The 20,839-nt window shown below is 71.8% G+C and carries 17 protein-coding genes; 11 read left to right on the top strand and 6 right to left on the bottom strand.

Features of this window, described 5'->3' with window-relative positions; genetic code table 11:
* Positions 1–26: 26 nt before the first annotated feature.
* Complete coding sequence (locus ACFY1U_RS40145) at positions 27–3,008, bottom strand: ATP-binding protein (protein ID WP_390698985.1); 2,982 nt, start codon at positions 3,006–3,008, stop codon at positions 27–29.
* A 111-nt stretch (positions 3,009–3,119) separates the two neighbouring features.
* A complete protein-coding gene (gene rpmB / locus ACFY1U_RS40140) occupies positions 3,120–3,305 on the bottom strand; it encodes a 50S ribosomal protein L28 (protein WP_007384934.1) in 186 nt (61 codons plus the stop codon).
* Between the two features lie 254 nt (positions 3,306–3,559).
* On the opposite strand from rpmB, the gene ACFY1U_RS40135 reads away from it, so the two are divergent.
* Entirely contained in the window at positions 3,560–5,251 is a 1,692-nt protein-coding gene (locus tag ACFY1U_RS40135) for a DAK2 domain-containing protein (RefSeq protein ID WP_390698984.1), read from the top strand.
* Positions 5,252–5,872: 621 nt separating this feature from the next.
* On the opposite strand, the gene ACFY1U_RS40130 is transcribed toward ACFY1U_RS40135, so the two are convergent.
* Together ACFY1U_RS40130 and ACFY1U_RS40125 are read right to left on the bottom strand one after the other, a co-directional pair.
* Positions 5,873–8,800 (bottom strand): tetratricopeptide repeat protein, encoded by a 2,928-nt coding sequence (locus ACFY1U_RS40130; RefSeq protein WP_390698983.1) that lies wholly within the window; start codon positions 8,798–8,800, stop codon positions 5,873–5,875.
* Complete coding sequence (locus tag ACFY1U_RS40125; RefSeq protein ID WP_390698982.1) at positions 8,800–10,647, bottom strand: HSP90 family protein; 1,848 nt, start codon at positions 10,645–10,647, stop codon at positions 8,800–8,802. Before ACFY1U_RS40125 ends, ACFY1U_RS40130 begins: the two co-directional genes overlap by 1 nt.
* A 168-nt stretch (positions 10,648–10,815) precedes the next feature.
* Here ACFY1U_RS40125 and recG point away from each other — a divergent pair, with 168 nt between their 5' ends.
* From recG to mutM, 8 genes are all read left to right on the top strand, one after another.
* Positions 10,816–13,035, top strand: coding sequence for an ATP-dependent DNA helicase RecG (gene recG, locus ACFY1U_RS40120; RefSeq protein ID WP_390698981.1), 2,220 nt, complete (start codon positions 10,816–10,818; stop codon positions 13,033–13,035).
* Positions 13,036–13,164: 129 nt separating this feature from the next.
* Complete coding sequence (rsmD, locus tag ACFY1U_RS40115; protein WP_390698980.1) at positions 13,165–13,752, top strand: 16S rRNA (guanine(966)-N(2))-methyltransferase RsmD; 588 nt, start codon at positions 13,165–13,167, stop codon at positions 13,750–13,752.
* A gap of 26 nt (positions 13,753–13,778) precedes the next feature.
* Entirely contained in the window at positions 13,779–14,258 is a 480-nt protein-coding gene (coaD, locus tag ACFY1U_RS40110) for a pantetheine-phosphate adenylyltransferase (protein WP_390699128.1), read from the top strand.
* Positions 14,259–14,316: 58 nt separating this feature from the next.
* Positions 14,317–15,372, top strand: a complete 1,056-nt coding sequence (locus tag ACFY1U_RS40105; RefSeq protein WP_390698979.1) for a cell division initiation protein — start codon at positions 14,317–14,319, stop codon at positions 15,370–15,372.
* A gap of 133 nt (positions 15,373–15,505) precedes the next feature.
* Entirely contained in the window at positions 15,506–16,150 is a 645-nt protein-coding gene (locus tag ACFY1U_RS40100; protein ID WP_390698978.1) for a YceD family protein, read from the top strand.
* A gap of 2 nt (positions 16,151–16,152) precedes the next feature.
* The gene (rpmF, locus tag ACFY1U_RS40095) at positions 16,153–16,326 is read left to right on the top strand and encodes a 50S ribosomal protein L32 (protein ID WP_003951102.1); all 174 of its coding nucleotides are present in this window, start codon (positions 16,153–16,155) and stop codon (positions 16,324–16,326) included.
* Between the two features lie 7 nt (positions 16,327–16,333).
* The gene (gene rnc, locus ACFY1U_RS40090; protein WP_390698977.1) at positions 16,334–17,182 is read left to right on the top strand and encodes a ribonuclease III; all 849 of its coding nucleotides are present in this window, start codon (positions 16,334–16,336) and stop codon (positions 17,180–17,182) included.
* A 106-nt stretch (positions 17,183–17,288) separates the two neighbouring features.
* The gene (mutM, locus tag ACFY1U_RS40085) at positions 17,289–18,149 is read left to right on the top strand and encodes a bifunctional DNA-formamidopyrimidine glycosylase/DNA-(apurinic or apyrimidinic site) lyase (protein ID WP_390698976.1); all 861 of its coding nucleotides are present in this window, start codon (positions 17,289–17,291) and stop codon (positions 18,147–18,149) included.
* On the opposite strand, the gene ACFY1U_RS40080 is transcribed toward mutM, so the two are convergent.
* Positions 18,122–18,523, bottom strand: coding sequence for a winged helix-turn-helix transcriptional regulator (locus ACFY1U_RS40080; protein ID WP_390698975.1), 402 nt, complete (start codon positions 18,521–18,523; stop codon positions 18,122–18,124). The genes mutM and ACFY1U_RS40080 overlap by 28 nt on opposite strands.
* Positions 18,524–18,600: 77 nt before the next feature.
* Complete coding sequence (locus ACFY1U_RS40075; protein ID WP_390698974.1) at positions 18,601–19,710, bottom strand: CAP domain-containing protein; 1,110 nt, start codon at positions 19,708–19,710, stop codon at positions 18,601–18,603.
* Positions 19,711–19,878: 168 nt separating this feature from the next.
* Here ACFY1U_RS40075 and ACFY1U_RS40070 point away from each other — a divergent pair, with 168 nt between their 5' ends.
* On the top strand, positions 19,879–20,160 hold the full coding sequence (locus tag ACFY1U_RS40070; RefSeq protein WP_078912750.1) for an acylphosphatase: 282 nt from the start codon (positions 19,879–19,881) through the stop codon (positions 20,158–20,160).
* Positions 20,161–20,542: 382 nt separating this feature from the next.
* Positions 20,543–20,746 (top strand): hypothetical protein, encoded by a 204-nt coding sequence (locus ACFY1U_RS40065; RefSeq protein ID WP_016432419.1) that lies wholly within the window; start codon positions 20,543–20,545, stop codon positions 20,744–20,746.
* Positions 20,747–20,839 lie beyond the last annotated feature (93 nt).

Raw genomic sequence — 20,839 nt, 5'->3', positions numbered from 1 at the left:
CTTCGGCGGGGGCGCTGACCGTTTCCCTACCGTTCGCTGACCGCCGCTGACCGTTGCCGCCGGCCCTCCTCGAAGGCCTGCTCAAAGGCGCCGGGCGAGAGTTTCGCCCGTACGCCCGCCTCGACGCGTACGACGTCCGGGTCGCCCTCGATCCGGCCGCCCCGCAGGCCCGCTGCCGCGCCCAGCAGCACCGCGGCCCGCTCGGCGCAGCCGGCGGCGGACGCCAGCGCCTCGGCCGCGTCGGCGAGCTCCAGGTCACCGGGCCCCTCGACGGCGAGTTCCGCCGCCTGCCGGAACCATTCGCGGGCCTCCTCGTCCTGTCCCTCGGCGAGGGCGGCCCGCCCGAGGCCGATGAGGATGCGGACGGTCTCGCCGACGCTGAACCAGTTGGCGGCACACTCCTGGAGGGCGTTCTCGTAGTGCACGCGCGCGCGTGCCGGATTCCCGGACAGCCGGGCCGCGTCGCCGAGACCGCGCCGGGCGGCCGCCACCTTGTCGGGGAGCCCGGCGCCCCGAGCGAGCGTCAGCGCCTGTTCGAAGTGGGCCTCGGCGCCCGCCGTGTCGCCCTGGTGCAGCAGCACGGTGCCCCGGGTGCGCAGCAGATCGGCGGTCTCCTCCGGCGCGGCCAGTTCCCGCATGTACGCCAGCCCCTCGTCGAGCAGTTCCAGAGCACGCTCGAACTCACCGCGCGCGGCGGCGAACATGCCCAGCGGGTCGAGGCAGTTGGCCATGCCCCAGCGGTCACCGGTGGCCCGGAAGTCCTCCAGCGCCCGCGCGAAGCACTCCTCGGCCTCTCGCGGTCGTCCCGCGAACTGCGCCCGGAAGCCCAGTCCCACGGCGAGCAGGGCACGCGCCCAGGGGGAGTCACCGGCCAGGGTGAGGGCGTGCGCGTCGTCGGCGGGCCGCGGTCCGGCCGCGACCGCCCACAGCACGAGGACGTACGGCAGCCTGAGCGGCCCCGGGTACGCGTGCAGGACGTCGTCCACGCGCGCGATGAGCTCGGGTTCCTCGCCCGCACCGGAGAGCGCGTTGATCGCGCACAGCACGTACTCCTCCTCGAGGCCGGGCGGTGGCGCGCCCCCGACCGCCGCCAGCAACTCCCTGGCCGTCGCCACCCGTTCGCCGTGCAGTCCGCGAAGGCGCCAGAACCAGGAGAGCGGCCCCATGAGGCGCAGGGCCCGGCCGGTGTCGTGGCGCACGAGATGACGCAGTGCCGTGTCCAGGTTGCCGTGCTCGGCGGCCAGCCGGGCCAGCCAGGGCAGCTGCCCGCCGCCCCGCAGGTGCGGCTCGGCCTCCTCGGCCAGACGCAGGAAGTAGGCGGCGTGGGCGTCCCCGAGATCGGGCGGGTCCTCGCCGGCGAAGGCCCGGATCGTCTCCAGCATCCGGTAACGCCCCTCGGACACCTCCAGGAACGACTTCTCCACCAGCGAGGCCAGCACGTCCTCCGGATACGGCAGCCCGCACACCGCCTCGACCGCCTCCAGCGTCGCACCGCCGGAGAACACCGTCAGCCGCCGCGCCAGCTCCCGCTCCTCCTCGTCCAGCAGGTCCCAGCTCCACTCCACGACCGCGCGCAGGGTCCGGTGCCGGGGGGCCTTCGAGCGGTCGCCCCGGGACAGCAGCCGGAACCGGTCGTCCAGGCGGTCGGCGAGCTCGTCCGGGGTGAGGGTGCGCAGGCGGGCAGCGGCCAGCTCGATGGCGAGCGGGAGGCCGTCCAGTGCGGCGCAGATGTCGGCCACGCGCGCGTGGCCGTCGAAATCCGGCCGCACGGCCCGGGCGCGGTCCAGGAAGAGCCGGCCCGCGGGTTCCGGTTCGAGCGGCGGTATGGGGGCCAGGACTTCACCGGTGATGCCGAGCGACTCCCGGCTGGTGGCGAGGACCCGTACGCCCGGACAGGCGGCGAGCACCAGCGACGCCAGCCGGGCCGCCGCCTCCACGAGATGCTCGCAGTTGTCGAGGACCAGGAGGACTTCGCTCTCCTCCAGAGCGGCCAGCAGCCGGTCGGTGCTGTCCGTCGTGGGCGTACGGAACCCTTCCCGCACACCCAGTGCGGTCAGGACGGCGTACGGGATCTGTGTGCCGTCGGTGAGCGGGGCGAGCTCGACGAAGCAGACGGCGGAGTGCCGCCCCGCCGCCTCGATCGCCAGCCGGGTCTTGCCCGCCCCTCCCGGACCGGTGAGCGTGACCAGGCGGGAGTCGGCCAGGAGGGCCGCGATCCGCGCGAGTTCGGGTTCGCGGCCCACGAAACGGGTGAGCTGGACGGGCAACCGGCGCCACTCGGGCTCCGCGCCCCGGAGCAGCTCCATATGCAGCGCGGACAGCTCCGGCGACGGATCGGCGCCCAGCTCGTCCGCGAGCGTGCGCCGGGCGTCCTCGTACACCGTGAGCGCCTCGGCGGGCCGGCCGCCCGCGTGCAGGGCCCGCATCAGCTGCCCGTACAGCCGCTCGCTCACCGGATGTGCGGACAGCAGCGCCCGCAGCTCCGGTACGAGTTCCGGACCGCCGCCGAGCGCCAGGTCCGCGTCGATCCGGTCCTGCACGGCGGCCAGCCTGAGCTCTTCGAGCCGGGCGGCCTCGGCGTGCGCGTCCGGGAGGTCGGGCAGCGCCGGGCCGCGCCACAGGGCGAGCGCCTCCCTGAGCAGGGGCGCCGCGCGCGCGTGGTCACCGGCGGCGAGAGCGGCCCGCCCCTGCCGGGACAGGCGCTCGAAACGGTGCGCGTCGACGGAGTCGGGCGGGGTGGTGACGCGATAGCCGCCGGGGCCCGCCTCGATGTCCGTGTGCGGAGCCAGGCGCCTGCGCAGCCGCGAGATCTGCGACTGGAGGGCTGCCGCGGCTCCGGCGGGCGGCTCGGCGCCGTACAGACCGTCGGTGAGGCGCTGCGTGGAGACCATGTGGCCGGCGTCGAGGAGCAGCAGGGTGAGCAGTGCGCGGGGGCGGGGGCCTCCGGGGTCCAAGGGGGTGCCGTCGTCGGTGCGTATGTCCAGGGGACCCAGGATGCCGAAGCGCATGCGCCAAGCTTGTCAGGGACAGTGCGTTGTCAGGTACAGCAAAAAGCCGGTCCACCGAGGTGGACCGGCTCAGTGCAGCGAACCAGCGGTGGCCGCGCGCTTAGCTGTGCGTCAGCGCGAGACCTTGCCGGCCTTGATGCACGAGGTGCAAACGTTGAGGCGCTTCGGCGTCCCGCCGACCACAGTACGGACGTGCTGGATGTTCGGGTTCCAGCGACGGGACGTACGGCGGTGCGAAAACGACACGCTGTTGCCGAAGCCCGGCCCCTTGCCGCAGACGTCGCAGTTGGCAGCCACGGGTCACTCCAAAGACTTCAGATGCACTTACGGTTGATCCCGGCATGCCGGGATCAAGATCGCAGGATCAGAGATCTGAGTGGCGGTGCCAGGGGAAGAGCCCGATGCGGATCGGGCAACCGGAGCAGCATACAACGACTGCGCCAGTACAACGAAACTACCATGGCTCATCAGGGCCCCGCTCCCGGCCCTCTTCCGGTGGTCACCCGCTCTGGGTCTACGCTGCGACCAGTCCGGATCCTGAGGAGGCGCAGGTGGCGCAGGTGCCGCAGACATTCTTCGATGCTCTCGCGGTGCGCACCTGGTGCGGCCTCGCGCTGGAGGCGCTCGGCCGTGCCCGCGAGGAGATCGACGCGATCAACGTCTACCCCGTGGCCGACGGGGACACCGGCACCAACCTGTATCTGACCGTGGAGTCCGCCGCCGGGGCGGTGGAGGCCGTTTTCGCCGCCCATGAGGTGGATTCAGGGGTCGCCGGGAAGCCGTTGCTGGCCGACGCCGTGCGCGCGATGGCCCACGGGGCGCTGATAGGCGCCCAGGGGAACTCCGGGACGATCCTCGCCCAGCTGCTGCGCGGCATGGCGGAGGTGGTGGCCACCGAGAGTGAGACGACTCACACCGACGGCTCCGGCCTCCGGCTCGCCCTGCGGCACGCGGCCGACTCCGCCCGCCGGGCCGTCGCGCACCCCGTCGAGGGCACCGTCCTGTCGGTCGCCGCCGCCGCCGCCGACGCGGCCATGGGAGCCGAGGGCGACTGCGGGGCGGTCGCCCGGGCCGCATACGAGGGAGCGCGCGCGGCCCTGGCCGCGACCCCGGGGCAGCTCGCCGTGCTGGGGCGGGCCGGGGTGGTCGACGCCGGCGGGCGGGGGCTGGTGGCGGTGCTCGCGGCGCTGGTGGAGACGTTCACGGGGGAGGCGCCGGCGGCCGTCGCGGCTTCCGGCGGGCACGCGCGCGTGCAGATCGATGCGGCCGCGGCCGCCGGCACCCTCGTCGCCGAGGACTGTGCCTCCCCTCCGGAGGGCGGTCCCGCCTTCGAGGTGATCTACCTGCTGGAGGCCGAGGACGCGGCCGTGGACCGGCTGCGGGCGCGTCTCGACGCCCTGGGGGACTCCCTCGTGGTGGTCGGGGGCGACGGGCTGTGGAACGTGCACGTCCACGTGGACGATGCGGGCGCCGCCGTGGAGGCGGGTGTCGAGGCGGGGCGGCCGTACCGGATCCGGATCACCCACTTCGGCGTCGGCGACGTGCACACCACGGGTGGGCAGCGGCCGCCCAGGGAGCGGGTGCAGCGGGCGGTCGTGGCCGTCGTGCCGGGGGAGGGCCTGGCCGGGCTGTACAGCGAGGCCGGCGCGACCACCGTGCTCGCGCGCCCCGGGGAGCCGCCTGCCAGCGGTGAGCTCGTCGACGCCGTACGGCGCGCCCACGCGCGCGAGGTCGTGCTGCTGCCCAACGACGCCGACCTGCGCCACACCGCCGCCGCGGCCGCCGAGCAGGCCCGGACCGAGGGCATCCGGGTGGCCCTGATCCCGACCCGCTCCGCGGTCCAGGGGATCGCCGCGCTCGCCGTGCACGAGCCGGAGCGCCGCTTCGACGAGGACGTCGTGTCGATGACCTCGGCGGCCGGCGCGACCCGCTACGCCGAGGTCGCCGTCGCCGAGCGCCAGTCCTGGACCATGGCCGGAATCTGCCAGGCCGGGGACGTCCTCGGCCTCATCGACGGCGACGTGGCCGTGATCGGCTCCGACGTCACCCTCACCGCCGAAACCGTCCTCGACCGCATGCTCCAGGCCGGCGGCGAACTGGTCACCCTCGTCCTGGGCGACGAGGCCTCCGACGCCGTCGCGGACCGCCTGCAGACCCGCGTCCGCGAGTCGTACCTCGCCGTGGACACGGTGGTGTACCGCGGCGGCCGCCAGGGAGCGCTGCTCCTGATCGGCGTCGAATAGCCCGACCGGGCCCGCCGTCGCTGACGTCAACCGGCCCGGCGGCCGCGAACTCCTGCCCCTGAGGCCCGTCCGCCTCCGCCCCGGGCCGACCGCGAGGCCCTCGGGCGGGGCCTCGGGGCTTCTGGCTTCAGCGGCCTGGGTTTCTGGCGTCTTGGGTCAGGTCCTTCTCCTTGGGCTCGAGCGGGTTCTGGGTTTCTGGTTTCGGCCGGTTCGGGGTCGCTGAGCGCTACGGGGGTCGGAGTTCCTGCCTTTGCCGCCTTTTCGCTGCGTGCCTGGGCCGGTCGCGAGGCCCTCGGGCGGTGGCGTCTGGGGTCCTTCCCCCTGGGCTGCAGACGGCTCTGGGGCTTCTGGTCTCTGCGGTCTGACGTTCCTGGTCTCGGCCGGTTCGGGGGCCGCTGACCGCTGCCAGGGCCGGAGCTCCTCCCTCTGCGGCCTGTTCGCTGCGTGCCTGGGCCCGGTCGCGAGGTTCCTGGGCTCGGGCGGGCATCGAGGCTCCTGGCCTCTGCCGACCGGGAGTTCCCGGCCGCAGCCGGCCCCCGAGCTCCCGGCCTGCGTCGGACCCGGAGCCACCGGCGTGGCCGGCACCGGGGCTCCCGGCTTTGGGCGGCCCGCCTCCTGCCCTCAGTCCGCCCCCTGTTCCTCCACCACCTGCAGCATCTGTTCCGCCTCCGCCTGTCGGCCCTGGGCCGTTTCGTCTTCGGGGGCGGCGCCGTCGTATGCGGCGAGGACCGCACGTGCGCGTGCCGCTGCACGGGCGGGGCGGGCGAGGTCGGCCTCCAGCCAGCCTGCGGCGAGTTCGGCGCCGGTGCGGCTGTGCAGGGCGTCGTCGCCGAGGGACGCGAACACCGCGATCGCCTCGGTGACCTGGCACAGCGCGTCCTCGAGTGCCGCCCGGATCGAGTCGTCGTCGGCGTCCTCCGTGGCGGAGCGGGCGAGCAGGTCGCCGAACTGGCGGTGGGTGTGCCCGAGTTCGGCGACGAGCCGCTGCCGGGCCTCCTCGTCGGTCCCGGCGGCGCTCAGCGCCGCCTCGCACTCCCGGACCGCGCCCGCCATCAGCTCCCGTGCCGCGCCCGTCCCGTCCTCCGCGCGCAGCGCGAGCCAGGCGCGGGCGCGCAGGGAGCGTACGAGGCCGTGGACGTTGCCGAGCGAGCGCCACAGGTCGCCCGCGCGCGCGTACGCCTGGTCCGCCTCGGCGGGCAGCCCGGCGGCGCCGAGCGATTCGGCGGCGAGGTGGGCCAGTGTCGCGTGGTCGTGCTGCTCGGGCCACTCCTTGGCGATCTCCGCGGCCTGCAGGCGCCGTTCGGCCGCCTCGCGGTGCTCGCCGAGTTCGCTCAGACAGTCGCCGAGCCACCACTGCGTCTGGACGACGGCGCCGTCCCCGTGCGTCTCGGCGCTGAGGTCGGGCAGCGCCGACTCCAGCACCTCCGCGGCCTCGGCCCACCGCTCCTGCCGCAGCAGGAACCCGCCGAGTTGCTGCCGCGCCCAGGCGCCGAGCGTCGGACCCTCGCCCGCCTCGTCGGCCCAGTGCGCCGCCTCCAGGGCGTGCTCGGCCGCCTCCACGGACAGCCCCCGGCCGCCCAGCACCTCGGCGAGCTGCAGATGCAGCTGAGCCCGCCCGACCGCCTCCAGATGCGCCCCGCCGTGCTCCAGGGCCGCCCGCAGCGCCCGCTCCGCCCCCGAGATGTCGCCCAGGTGATGCGCCAGCCCGGCCAGCCGCGCCTCGTACTCCACCGCGAACCACGGAAGCCCGGCCCCGACGAACCCGGCCGTGGCCCGACCGAACAGTTCCACGGCCGTCTCCAGGTCACCGCCGCGCACCGCCAGATCCGCGAGCATGGCCTGAGCCTCGGCCTCCCGCGAGGCGATCCGCACATCGTCCCCGGTGTAACCGCCGACCAGCGCCAGCAGTTCACGTACGGCGCTCTCGGCGTCGGCGAGAACCGTTTCCCCAGCCGGCTCGCCCGCCTCCAGCACCCGCCGCATCAGGATCCGCGCCCGTCCCATCAGCACGGACGCCGTCTGCCGTACGCCGGTGGCGTCGTCGGCGTACAGCGCGAGAACCTGGTCGTACGGCTCGGTGACCGCCGCCAGCGCTTCGTCCACCCGGCCGGACAGGGCGCGTACGTACGCCGCACGCGTGCGTGCCGCCAGCGCCTCACCGGGGTCGCCGGCCTCCGCGTACAGCTCGGCAGCCCGTTCGAAGAGCGCGGCGCCCTCCGGGCCCCGGTCCATCGCCTCGTGGTCGGCGATCTCCGCGCGGTCACGGGCGTCCAGCTCGACGCCCTCCGCGGCGCGCGAGACGGCCGCCCAGGCGTCCATGGCGTTCGGCTGCAGGGTGTGCGAGAGCCGGCGTGCCGCGGCCAGCAGGGCGGGCAGGTCCGGCGCGTCCGCGGTCACGGCGGCCGGCGGCGTCACCGCAGGCGCGGAGACCGGGCGCATCGCCCGCACCCCGAGCGGCAGCCGCTCGACCAGCGGCCGCTGCGCCATACGCGCGCGTGCCCGCTCGCTGACGTACGCGTTGCCGTTGCGCTCGTCGAAACGCGCCGCCAGGGCGAGCGCCTCGGCACGCGCGTGCGTGGCGAGTTCGCGCGCCGTCCACGTCCGGCCGGCCGGCCCGGGCACCTCACGGTCGCCGAGCCCCGCCTCGTCCAGACGCTCCATGAGCAGCGTCACCACGCTCAGGAAGTCCAGCCTGCTGCGCGGATGCCCGGTGTCCGTGAAGTACGCCGGCCGCTCCGCGAGCAGTTCCAGGCCGCGCGCCTCGTTCCCGGTCAGCGCGCAGAACTCGACGTGGTCCGCGTACGCGCCCCGCATGCTCTCCATGCCCCGCACCAGCCGGAAGCCCCGCAGATGATTGGCGCGCGCCTCGTCCGTGCGGCCCAGCCGCAGCAGGGGCACCAGGGACGACGCAAGCACCGTGTGCGGCTCGTGCGCGCACGTGAACTCGCCCTCGAGGACCGGCCGCCACAGCAGCAGCGCCTGAGCGTCCCGCCCCTGCTCCGCCTGCCACCAGCCCTGCCCGTGCAGCTCGCACGCATGGCAGTCGGCCATGCTGTCCCGGTCGGCGGCCAGCCACGCCGCGTACGCCCGCTCCGCGCGCGCGATGTCCCCGATGTGCGCGGCCACGCTGAACTCGGCACTGCGCACGGCCCGCTCGGAGTGACCGGCCAGCCGGTAGCGGTGCTCCATCTCGCCCAGCCACTTCTCGATCGAGGCGAGCGGCACATGCGGCTGGTCGAGCATGCCGGACGACATCCACTTGAACACCCAGTGCAGCGAGTGCGTCTCGTACTCGTCGAAGTCCCCGGGCCGCTCGTCCCACATGCGCAGCAGACGCGCGAAGGGGACGAACATCTTGTCCTTCTCGGAGCTGTAGTTGTAGACCTTCAGCTGGTGCCCGAGCGCCTCGATCACGGCGAGCGGGATGCCCAGCCTCTCGGCCTCCACGAGCAGCTGCTCCGCGCGCGCGTTGCGCGCCGGGCCCTCCGGCTGTTCCGAGTTCTCCGCCATCGCGCGGCGCAGGGAGTCGAAGTCCGTGATCCCGCTCATCAGTTGCCGTCCTCCCCATGGGTCGCCCATTCCAACAGGCCGATGAACGCCCGGTTCAGCAGCGCCGTGTCCGCCGGCCGCAGCGGGCGCTGCGCCATGAGCAGTGCCTGCCCGTACAGGGACTCGGTGGCGGTGCCGATCAGTTCCGGGTCGCCGAGCGAACTGATCCGCCGGATCAGCGGGCTGAGGTGGTTGAGCACGAGACGCGCGCGTGGAGCGCTGCCACGGAGCGAACCCAGGATGCCCGCCCAGAGGTCGTCGGCCTGCTCCTCCGCCTCTGCGCGTGCCTGCTCGTGGCGGGCCGCCCGGTCGTCCAGGTGCAGCGCGGGAACGGACAGCGGGTGGAAGGCACGCAGCACCACATCGCACCCCAGGGGATCGAGTTTCGCCCGCGCGGCCGCCAGGAAGCCGGACAGGGCCAGCTCCTCGGCCGGGTCGACCGCGTCCAGATGCGCGGTCACCGTGTCGGCGTCCAGCTCCGCGACCACCGTCCCCGGCCGCACCGACGGCAGCGCCTCGACCAGCTCGCTGTCGTACGTGTAACCGCCGTTGACCACCCCGACGCCCTGCGCGGACGCGATGGGCGCGACCTGCCGGTACTCCTCCACGGTCCGCGTGAAGTGCACCACCGGGTGCCGCTGCGCGAACTCCTCGAGCGACAGCTGCCCGTCGGTGGTCTCGAAGGGCAGCCACGGCAGCATCGTCCGCAGCATCTCCTTGTCGTGCCGCGCCAGGGACTTCACACCCAGGTGGTGCACGGACAGGAAGGCCGCCAGCCGCTGCGGATCGCCGGCCGCGAGCCCGGTCAGCCAGGACCGGATCCTTGTCCCCAGTGCTTCCCGTACGGCGGCCAGCGTCTCGTCCTCGTACAGCGACTCGCGCGAGGCCGTGGGCCGCAGACTGTCGGTGTCCAGCACGCACCGCACGAAGAACGCCCAGTCCGGCAGCAGCTGTTCGGCCCGCTCGGTCAGCAGCATGCCCTTCAGGTGCACACGATGCGTCGCCCGCTGGGCGGGGCTCACGGCCGCCGGAAGGACGTACGCCACACCGCGGATCCCGGCGAGCGGCACGTTCAGCTCGATCGAGTCGAGCGGGGTGAAGCCGAACAACTCGTGACAGTGCCGAGCCAGCGCCACCCGCCGGTTGGCGGGGGAGGGGTACGACCGGTCCCAGGGCGCCGGGAGGTCGGTGACCGCCTCGTCGTCGACCCGGACGTCGTACGGGAGCAGGGACCCGAAGTCCCGCGCCAGCGTGAGCACCCGCTCCGGCGCGAGCCACTCCCCGGCCCCCGCCCGCGCCACCAGGTGCACGGTGGTGCCCGGTTCGGGCCGCGCCTCGTGCGGCAGCGTCCGCACGGTGTACGAACCGTCGTCGCTCGCCGTCCACTCCACGACCGCCGCGTCCGGTGTGCGGGCGCTGCGGCTGACGACCCGGATCCGCTCGGCGACCACGAAGCAGGCCAGCAGGCCGATGCCGAACTGCCCGAGGAAGTCGGAGCGGACCTCCTGGATCCCGTCGGCGAGCGCGTCGGTCCGCTTGGAGCTGCGCCCGATCGTGGCCAACAGGGTGTGCACGTCGGCCTCGGTGAGCCCGACTCCTGTGTCCTCGACCCGAAGGGCACCCGTCTCCGCGTACAGCCGCACCCGCGCCGGGGCGTCGGGCTGCTCGGCGCGCCGGGCGGTGATGGCGTCGACGGCGTTCTGCAGCAGTTCCCGCAGATAGACCTTGGGGCTGGAGTAGAGGTGATGGGAGAGCAGGTCCACCAGCCCACGCAGGTCGACCTGGAACGTATGAGGTGACTGGGGTGACTGGGACGGCTGGGATGACTTCGAGGTCTGGGAGTCCATCGTCGCAGCGCCGGTGGGGGGAGGTTCGCGACGGCGCGGGGTCGGGCGGTCCCTGGTGGGGCGGTGACCGCGGGGGATGGCCGGAGCGCGCCATCCTAAGGCCGGAACGAGCCGTCTGACCAGGGGTTTCGCGGGACGTATACGGGATTGTCAGTGGCGTGGTGTGCAATGGATCTCGTGCCCGCACTGGAAGAACCACTGAAGCAACCACTGAAGTCAGTGCTCGGCCCCGCCACCGCGAAGGTGATGGCCGAGCACCTCGGCCTGCACTCCGTCGGCGACCTCCTCCACCACTACCCGCGCAGATACGAGGAGCGCGGCCAGCTCACCCACCTCGCCGACCTCCCGATGGACGAGCACGTCACGGTGGTCGCGATGGTCGCCGACGCCCGCCTGCACACCTTCGCCTCCGCCAAGGCCCCCCGCGGCAAGGGGCAGCGCCTCGAGGTCACCATCACCGACGGCAGCGGCCGCCTCCAACTGGTCTTCTTCGGCAACGGCGTCCACAAGCCCCACAAGGAGCTCCTGCCGGGCACACGCGCGATGTTCGCGGGCAAGGTCTCCGTCTTCAACCGCCGCCTCCAACTGGCCCACCCGGCCTACGAGTTGCTACGGGGTGACAGCGACGAAACGGTCGAGACCTGGGCCGGCGCCCTCATCCCCATCTACCCGGCCACGGCCAAACTGGAGTCCTGGAAGATCGGCAAGGCGCTCCAGACGGTCCTGCCCACCGCCCAGGAGGCTGTCGACCCGCTGCCGGAGGGACTCCGCGAGGGCCGCGGCCTGGTCTCCCTCCCCGAGGCCCTGCTCAAGATCCACCGCCCGCACACCAAGGCCGACATCGAGGACGCCCGCTCCCGCCTCAAGTGGGACGAGGCCTTCGTCCTCCAGGTGGCCCTCGCCCGCCGCAGGCACGCCGACGCCCAACTCCCGGCGGTCGCCCGCAAACCCAAGCCCGACGGCCTGCTCACCGCCTTCGACGACCGCCTCCCCTTCACCCTCACCGAAGGCCAGCAGAAGGTCTCCAAGGAGATCTTCGACGACCTGGCGACCGAGCATCCGATGCACCGGTTGCTGCAGGGGGAGGTCGGATCGGGGAAGACCATGGTGGCCCTCCGCGCCATGCTCGCCACGGTCGACGCCGGCGGCCAGGCCGCCATGCTCGCCCCCACCGAGGTCCTCGCCCAGCAGCACCACCGCTCCGTCGTCGAGATGATGGGTGAGCTGGCCGAGGGCGGGATGCTGGGCGGTGCCGAGCACTCCACCAAGGTGGTGCTGCTCACGGGTTCCATGGGCGCCGCCGCCCGCCGCCAGGCCCTGCTCGACCTGGTCACCGGCGAGGCCGGCATCGTGATCGGCACCCACGCCCTGATCGAGGACAAGGTCCAGTTCCACGACCTGGGCCTGGTCGTCGTCGACGAACAGCACCGCTTCGGCGTCGAACAGCGCGACGCCCTGCGCGGCAAGGGCAAACAGCCCCCGCACCTCCTCGTCATGACAGCCACCCCCATCCCGCGCACGGTCGCCATGACCGTCTTCGGCGACCTGGAGACCTCGGTCCTCGACCAACTCCCCGCAGGCCGCTCGCCCATCGCCTCGCACGTCGTCCCGGCCGCCGACAAGCCCCACTTCCTCTCCCGCGCCTGGGAGCGGGTCCGCGAGGAGGTCGAGGGCGGCCACCAGGCGTACGTCGTCTGCCCCCGCATCGGCGACGAGGAGGACGACCCGAAGAAGTCCGGCAAGAAGAAGTCCCCGGAGGACGAGGCCGAGAAGCGCCCCCCGCTCGCCGTCCTCGACGTGGCCGACCAGCTCGCCAAGGGCCCGCTGCAGGGGCTGAGCGTCGAGGTCCTGCACGGCAGGATGCACCCCGACGACAAGGACGCGGTCATGCGCCGCTTCGCGGCCGGGGACACCGACGTCCTGGTCGCCACCACGGTCATCGAGGTCGGCGTCAACGTCCCGAACGCCACCGCCATGGTGATCATGGACGCCGACCGCTTCGGCGTCTCCCAGCTCCACCAGCTGCGCGGCCGCGTCGGCCGCGGCTCGGCCCCGGGCCTCTGCCTCCTGGTCACCGAGATGCCGGAAGCGAGCGCGGCCCGCCAGCGCCTGACCGCGGTCGCCTCCACCCTCGACGGCTTCGAACTCTCCCGCATCGACCTGGAACAGCGCCGCGAGGGCGACGTCCTGGGCCAGGCCCAGTCGGGCGCCCGCACCAGCCTCCGCGTCCTGGCGGTCATCGAGGACGAGGAGGTCATCGCGGAGGCGAGGGAGGAGGCGGCGGCAGTCGTGGCGGCGGATCCGGAGCTGACGGGGCTTCCGGGCCTCCGGACAGCCCTCGACGCCCTTTTGGACGAGGAAAGGGAGCAGTACCTGGAAAAGGGCTAGACGGGAGCCGCCCTGCTTTTAGGGGCGCGGGGCTGTGTCGATATGCGGCTATCGCCGCGCGAGCACGAGCAACCACGACGTGCCTGGTGCCAGACTGAATCCGCAACCACCCCCGACCAAGGACCAAAGATGACCCGCGTGATCGCCGGCGCCGCCGGTGGACGCCGCCTGGCCGTGCCGCCAGGCACCGGCACCCGCCCCACCTCCGACCGCGCACGCGAGGGCCTCTTCTCCACCTGGCAGTCCCTCCTGGGCAGCCCCCTGGACGGCGAACGCGTCCTCGACCTGTACGCCGGCTCGGGCGCCGTAGGCCTGGAAGCCCTCTCCCGTGGCGCAAGCCACACCCTCCTCGTCGAGGCGGACGCCCGCGCGGCCCGCGTCATCCGCGAGAACGTGACATCACTCGGCCTCCCCGGCGCCGAAGTGAGGGCAGGCAAAGCGGAACAGATCATCCAGACCCCGGCGCCGACACCGCCGTACGACCTGGTCTTCCTCGACCCCCCGTACCGAGTCACAGATCACGATCTTCGGGAGATTCTCCTCACACTCCGCTCGGGAGGCTGGCTCGCGCCGGAGGCGATCGTCACCGTGGAGCGCAGCACCAGAGGCGGCGAATTCAGGTGGCCCGAGGGTTTCGACGCGGTCAAGGCCCGTCGCTACGGCGAGGGAACGTTTTGGTACGGTCGCGCCGCCTCTACGTGCGAAGACGCACGATGACCGGACCGGAGAGCGAGGGATCACTAGTGCGCCGCGCCGTCTGTCCCGGGTCGTTCGACCCCATCACCAACGGACACCTCGACATCATTTCCCGCGCCTCTCGTCTCTACGACGAGGTCTATGTCGCGGTCATGATCAACAAGTCCAAGAAGGGCCTGTTCGAGATCGACGAGCGGATCGACCTGATCCGTCAGGTCACCGCCGAGTACGGCAACGTGATCGTCGAGGCCTTCCACGGGCTCCTCGTCGACTACTGCAAGGAACGGGACATCCCGGCCATCGTCAAGGGCCTCAGGGCGGTCAGCGACTTCGACTACGAGCTGCAGATGGCCCAGATGAACAACGGCCTCTCGGGCGTCGAGACACTCTTCGTGCCGACCAACCCCACCTACAGCTTCCTGTCCTCCTCGCTCGTCAAGGAGGTCGCGACCTGGGGCGGAGACGTCTCCCACCTGGTGCCGCCGATCGTCCTGGAGGCCCTCAACGAACGCCTGCGCAAGGACTGATGGGGCTACAGTCGTCCCGTCCGTCTCCAACACATCGGTAGAGAGTGGCGAGCACACGGTGGACGTGCAGAAGAAGCTCGACGAGATCGTCGCCGCGGTCTCCGGCGCCCGGTCGATGCCCATGTCGGCCTCGTGCGTGGTCAACCGCGCCGACCTGCTCTCGATGCTCGAAGAGCTGCGCGAGGCGCTGCCCGGCTCCCTCGCCCAGGCCCAGGAGCTGATCGGCGACCGCGAGCAGATGGTCGAGCAGGCCCGCCAGGAGGCCGACCGGATCATCGGGCAGGCGCACGCCGAGCGCGGCTCCCTCATCTCCGACACCGAGGTCGCCCGCCGCTCCCAGGCCGAGGCCGAGCGCATCCTCGCCGAGGCCCGCGAGGAGGCCGAGGAGGTCCGCGCGGAGGCCGACGACTACGTCGACTCCAAGCTCGCCAACTTCGAGGTCGTCCTCACCAAGACCCTCGGCTCCGTCGGCCGCGGCCGCGAGAAGCTCCTCGGCACCGGCCCGGGCGTCGACGAGCAGGGCTACGAGGACGAGGACGCCCCCGAGCGCAGCCACGACCCCGAGACCCTGCGCAAGGACGCCGACGCCTACGTCGACGCCAAGCTCGGCGCCTTCGAGGCGGTCCTCGCCAAGACCCTGGAGGCCGTCGGCCGCGGCCGCCAGAAGCTGCACGGCCGTATCGCCACCGACGACCTCGGCGCCCTCGCCGACGACACCACGTCCTTCCAGCACTCCAGCGACGCCGACTACCTGGCCGACCTCGCCGCCGTCGCGGAGCCGAAGGCCCCGGCCGAGCAGCCCGCCCAGCAGCAGGACTACGCGCAGCCGCAGCCGGCGTACGGCTATCAGCAGCAGACCGATCCGTACGGCGGCGCCTACCAGCAGCAGGCGTACGGCCAGCAGGACGCCTACGGCTACCAGCAGGCCGATCCGTATGCCTACCAGGGCTACGACACCGGCCAGCAGCCGGTGTACGACCCGAACCAGATGCAGCAGGCGCACCAGCAGCCCCAGGCGCACCAGTCGTACGCCCTCGACGAGACCAGCCTCTTCGACACCGGCATGATCACGCCCGAGCAGCTGAGAGCCTACGAACAGGGGCGCGGCCAGTAAGGAGCCACCGGATTGGGCCGTGAGCGAAAGGTCCAGTATCCTGGCTCTTCGGTCGCGTGCACGTCCGCGATCAGCGCTGCCCGGGGACACCGAAGGGCAGCGTTCCCCCTGAGCTGGAAGACCGAAAGCAGGAATGGCTCTGAACGCCCGCCTCGACCACCGCAAGCCTCTCGTGTTCGACACACACGAGCTGGGGCGGCGGCCCGGTGCGCTGCAGCGCCTGACCCGCACGGTCGACGCTCCCAAGGACCTCGGTATCGCGGGAGTCGTCGGAGTGCCGCAAGGCGCCCCGGTGGAGCTCGAACTCCGCCTTGAGTCGGTCATGGAAGGGGTGCTTGTCACAGGCACCGCCCGTGCACAGGCCGAGGGGGAGTGCGTAAGGTGTCTGGAGCCGCTTCAGCTGGACGTCGAAGCGGAATTCCAGGAGATGTTCTCGTACCCTGACGCCGATGACCGGGGCCGCCCCAAAGCGGAGCCGGCCGACGACGCCGAGGAAGACGAGGACAGGCTCTTCATCGAGGACGGCCTGTTCGACCTCGAGCCCGTGCTGCGCGATGCGGTGGTGCTCGCACTGCCGATGCAGCCGGTGTGCCAGGAAGACTGTCCCGGTCTGTGCTCCGAGTGCGGAGCCCGGCTGGCGGACGACCCGGACCACCACCATGACGCCGTCGACATCCGTTGGGCGGCACTGCAGGGACTCGCCGGTTCACTCGGAGACGGCGAGAAGGACGAGATGAGCGGCGCCGAAGCGGGCGTCGACGAGAAGCAGGAGAAGTAGCCGTGGCTGTTCCGAAGCGGAAGATGTCGCGCAGCAACACGCGCCACCGCCGGTCGCAGTGGAAGGCTGCGGTCCCCACCCTGGTTGCGTGCGAGCGCTGCCACGAGCCCAAGCAGCAGCACATCGCGTGCCCGTCTTGCGGCACCTACAACAAGCGCCAGGTCCTCGAGGTCTGAGCGGCTGGTGAGAGGCACCGTGTCCACTGCCAAGAAGGCGGATGACGCCAAGGCGGACCCAACCGCCAGGAAAAAGTCGGACAACACAGCCTCGTCCCACACGCTTCTGGAAGGGCGGCTCGGGTACAAGCTCGAGTCCGCCCTTCTGGTGCGCGCGCTGACCCACCGTTCGTACGCGTACGAGAACGGCGGTCTGCCGACCAACGAGCGGCTGGAGTTCCTCGGGGACTCCGTGCTCGGTCTCGTGGTCACGGACACGCTGTACCGCACCCACCCCGACCTGCCCGAAGGCCAGCTGGCCAAGCTGCGGGCCGCGGTGGTCAACTCGCGTGCGCTGGCGGAGGTGGGCCGCGGGCTCGACCTGGGCTCCTTCATCCGGCTCGGCCGGGGCGAAGAGGGCACGGGTGGCCGGGACAAGGCGTCCATCCTCGCCGACACCCTTGAAGCGGTGATCGGCGCTGTCTATCTCGACCAGGGTCTGGAAGCGGCGGGCGAACTCGTCCACCGGCTCTTCGACCCGCTGATCGAGAAGTCCTCCAACCTCGGAGCCGGCCTGGACTGGAAGACCAGCCTCCAGGAGCTCACCGCGACCGAGAGCCTCGGCGTGCCCGAGTACCTGGTCACGGAGACCGGCCCCGACCACGAGAAGACCTTCACTGCTGCCGCCCGCGTCGGAGGCGTCTCGTACGGCACCGGCACCGGCCGCAGCAAGAAAGAGGCGGAGCAGCAGGCCGCGGAATCCGCGTGGCGGTCCATCCGGACCGCGGCGGACGAGCGCGCCAGGGCGGCGGCCGAGAAGGCCGCAGCCGAACAGGCTGCCCAGGACGGTGAAGGACCGTCGTCCGTCTCGGCCTGACCGACGTCTCACCGGCGGAAGTCTCCTTCTGACGAACACCGACCCGAGCGTCCGTCCCTCCCCGGGGCGGGCGCTCGGCTCATCCTCAGCCCGTACGGGGGTCCCGATGCCCGAGTTGCCCGAGGTCGAGGTCGTCCGGCGCGGTCTGGAGCGGTGGGTCGCCCACCGAGTCGTCGCCGACGCCGAGGTGCTGCACCCGCGTGCCGTACGCCGTCATGTGGCCGGCGCCGACGACTTCGCACACCGTCTCAAAGGCCATCGCATCGGCGTCCCCAGCCGCCGCGGCAAGTACCTGTGGCTGCCCCTGGAGGACACCCACCAGTCGGCCCTCGCCCACCTCGGCATGAGCGGCCAGCTGCTGGTCCAGCCGAACGCGGCCCCCGACGAGAAGCACCTCAGGATCCGCGTGAGATTCGCGGACGACTTGAAGACCGAACTCCGCTTCGTCGACCAACGCACCTTCGGCGGCCTGTCGTTGCACGACAACACCCCCGAGGGCCTGCCCGATGTCATCGCCCACATCGCGCGCGACCCACTCGACCCGCTGTTCGACGACGAGGCCTTCCACCAGGCGCTGCGCCGCAAGCGGACCACCATCAAACGGGCTCTGCTCGACCAGTCGTTGATCAGCGGAGTCGGCAACATCTATGCGGACGAGGCCCTTTGGCGCGCCCGCATCCACTACGAACGCCCCACCGCGAACTTCACCCGCCCGCGCACCGCCGAACTCCTCGGTCACACAAGGGATGTGATGAACCAGGCGCTCGCCGTGGGCGGCACCAGCTTCGACAGCCTGTACGTCAACGTCAACGGGGAGTCGGGCTACTTCGACCGGTCGCTGGACGCGTACGGCCGGGAGGGTCTGCCCTGCAGGAGGTGCGCCACACCGATGCGGCGGCGCCCCTGGATGAACCGGTCCAGCTACTTCTGCCCGAAGTGTCAGAGGCCGCCGCGCGTGGTGTCGTAGCGCTCGCGGGCCGCGAGGACGTCGTCCATGCGGCCCTCCAGCAGATGGACGAGGGCCAGCAGCCGCTCGGCGACCTCACGGCCGAGCGGGGTCAGTTCGTAGTCCACGCGGGGCGGGTTCGTCGGCTGGGCCTCGCGGTGCACCAGGCCGTCGCGCTCCAGCGCGTGCAGGGTCTGGGAGAGCATCTTCTCGCTCACGCCGTCGACACGACGGCGCAGCTCGTTGAAGCGCAGGGAACCCTCGAACAGGGCGCAGAGCGTCAGGCCGCCCCAGCGGCCCGTGACGTGCTCCAGCGTGCCGCGCGAGGGACAGGCCTTGGCGAACACGTTGTACGGGAGGTCGTCCGCCTCCAGGAGCTCCTGCGTGGTGTCCATACCTCAAGCGTACTTCAGCGCAGCGCTAACCGGCAGGTTGCACTAACCATGAGTTAGTGCAACCGCTGTTGTCCTCGCTAGTAGCCGAAGTCCTGCGTCCACCAGGGGCCACCCGACCCGAAGTGCACACCGACGCCCAGCGTCTTGAAGTCGCAGTTCAGGATGTTGGCCCGGTGGCCGGGGCTGTTCATCCAGGCCTCCATCACGGCGGCCGCGTCGGCCTGGCCCCGGGCTATATTCTCGCCGCCGAGGTTGGATATGCCGAGCTTCGCCGCCCGGTCCCACGGCGAGGCGCCGCTGGGGTCGGTGTGGTCGAAGAAGCCCTCGGCGGCCATGGCGTCGCTGAACTTCTCCGCCAGCTGGGACAGGGTGCTGTTGGCGGAGACCGCGCTGCAGCCGACCTTGGCCCGCTCCTCGTTGACCAGCTTGAGCACCTCCGCCTCCGCGGCGGCCGCCGCGGAGACCGTTACCGGAGCGGTGGTCTGCTTGGGCGGCTTGGCCTTCTGCGGAGGCGTCGTCTGCGGCGTCTTCGTGGGCGTGGCCTGCGGCTTCTTCGGCGGCGCCTGGGTCGGCGCGGCCGAGGAGGTCGACGGGCCCGGTGACGGCGAGGACGAGCGGTCGGCGCCGCGGCTCGTCGAGGAGCCCTCGTCGCGGCCGGAAGCGCTGCCGGACGTGCCGCCCTGCTCGGACGCCGAGTTGGTCGGCGTCGGCGTGTTCGCTGCCTGCACCTTGTCGGAGCTGCCGCTGCCGCCCAGCCTGTAGTTGTCGAGGCCGGGCATCGCGCCCGTGGCGACCGCGACCGTACCGATGGCGACGGCAGCGGAGACCCCGAGCAGACCGGTGCGCACCGGCGTCACGGCCTTCTTCCGGCGGCGGCGCGCCCCGCCGCGCCGGGAGCCCTTGCCGGGCGCGAGCGCGTGCTCCGGGAACACCGTCGCGTAGTCGTCCTCGGTGGCGAACAGATACGCGGCGCTCCTCGCGGAGGCTTCGGCGTACTCCGTGGAATGCAGATACGGGGCAGTGCCCAGGGTGGGCCGCTCGTCGCCCGCGCCGGTCTCCGGAGGGTCGTAGCTGTACGAGTACTGCTGGGGGTCGTAGCTGCTCGCGTACGAGCCGTCCCTACCTGTGACCCCCGTGGCGCGGCCCGTGGCGGCGCGGCCGGCGGCGGAGCGTCGGTGGCGTCCCATGTCTTGGCCTTCCTCGTCTTGCGGTCAACGTGTCCCATATGATCTTGAGGAGTGATCCAATTCACTCCATCGAGTGAGTTTCATATGAGATTCATTGGGTGGGGACGGTACCGCATGGCGTCAGAGGAGGATGTGTCCCGAGAGACATTGGCCGGTTAGGTTGCACCCATGAGCGAGGATGTGCGACTGGTCGCCTGGGTGCGGGGACGCGTCCAAGGTGTGGGTTTCCGCTGGTTCACGCGGGCCAAGGCCCTTGAGCTCGGGGGCCTGAGTGGTTTTGCTCTCAATTTGGGCGACGGACGGGTCCAGGTGGTCGCCGAGGGCCCCCGGGAGCGGTGCGAGGGACTCCTCGGCTGGCTCCAGGGCGACGACACGCCCGGCCGCGTCGAGGGTGTCACCGAGATCTGGGACACACCTCGCGGGGGGTACGACGGCTTCGCCATCCGCTGAGCCGATTCTGTAAAGCGGCCCGGGTGGCGGCGGACGGACATGCCGCCGACAGGTGCCCGGAGCAGAAATTGCCTGGTGGTTGCCAAGAAGCGCTTGTCGTGGCAGGCTGCGCACCCAAGAATGATCGCCACGCCCTGAGGGCCCCGCAGGAGTCGCAGCGCCGCCGCCTCAGGCCGCGCGCCCCCGGGTTGCCCGCCAATACAGGGCGTGATCGTGTTGACCGTCAAACTTTTTGGTGAGACGCTGAAAGCACCCCGCGCACCTTAGCTGTTTGGCATGGATGAACGGCAGCATGAACTCAATAGTGTCAAGCACCGCGGGTGCGATTCCCTCACGACCCACACCGCTTCGGTCGGTCACTCAGTGTGGAGGACCATCCATCATGGCAAAGGCGCTTCTCGGTTACGTCGGCGGCTCCGACCCTCGACTCCTCGCCGAGATGCGACGGCTCCAGCAGCGCGTCCAGGACCTGGAATCCGAGCTCGTACGGATCCAGGCGGAGAACGACGCGCTCGCGGCTGCCGCTTCTCACGACAGGATCATGGAGAGCATCGACGCACACCAGGCGGAGCCTGCGCTCACCTGATCACTGCATCGCACCACGACAGCAGTGGTTGGGCCGCCCGTATCAACCGCTAAGTTGTCAGAGCTCAGAGTTTGCAAGGGACGCTTCGGCGTC

The sequence above is a fragment of the Streptomyces sp. NPDC001351 genome (assembly GCF_042896045.1).
Taxonomy (GTDB): Bacteria; Actinomycetota; Actinomycetes; order Streptomycetales; family Streptomycetaceae; genus Streptomyces.
This window is presented reverse-complemented; position numbering and strand designations above follow the sequence as displayed.